This is a genomic window from Corynebacterium sp. HMSC14H10 (genome assembly GCF_001807105.1).
In the GTDB taxonomy this organism is placed as follows: Bacteria; Actinomycetota; Actinomycetes; order Mycobacteriales; family Mycobacteriaceae; genus Corynebacterium; species Corynebacterium jeikeium_D.
Window position 1 is genome coordinate 1 of record NZ_KV787418.1, and the last position, 584, is coordinate 584.

Here is a 584-nt window from a genome sequence, read left to right on the forward strand (position 1 = left end):
GGACACACTTTTTGTCACTTAACCCACAAACACCTGGTAAAACAAAGAATCCCCAGCCCGTTTCCGGACTGGGGATTAATTGTGGCCAGAAGCGGGATCGAACCGCTGACCTTCCACTTTTCAGGCGGACGCTCTACCGACTGAGCTATCTGGCCAGACTTGAATTTAATCAAGTGGCGACCCTGACGGGACTTGAACCCGCGACCTCCGCCGTGACAGGGCGGCGCGCTAACCAACTGCGCCACAGGGCCTTAAATGCCGTGCTCAACTTTCTGGATTACCAGCGCTGTGCACGAGTTGTTACTCTACAGAACAGCGCTGAACATAAGCAAATCGCCAGTTCATGGCAGATATTTTAAGTTGAAAACTGACATCCAGCCCCGGGTCTCGGGGCATCCTAGACTGTGGCAAAAGCTCTCCCCACCAAACCCGGGTAAAGCCCCCCTCTCCCCCAGTGACACCGATGCGAGTTACTGACTACGTTTATGACTGGCGGCGTTGGGGCGATGCAAGTTACTGACTACGTTTATGACAAAAATAGCCCGAAAAATGGCCGGTAGGGTCAGGCGGTCATTGCATCATGG

The 584-nt window shown here is 53.6% G+C and carries 2 tRNA genes; both read right to left on the reverse strand.

The features are described 5' to 3' along the window. Positions 1–82 precede the first annotated feature (82 nt). Positions 83–155: transfer RNA gene (locus tag HMPREF3135_RS04235), tRNA-Phe, on the reverse strand. Positions 156–174: 19 nt separating this feature from the next. Further along, positions 175–251: transfer RNA gene (locus tag HMPREF3135_RS04240), tRNA-Asp, on the reverse strand. Positions 252–584 lie beyond the last annotated feature (333 nt).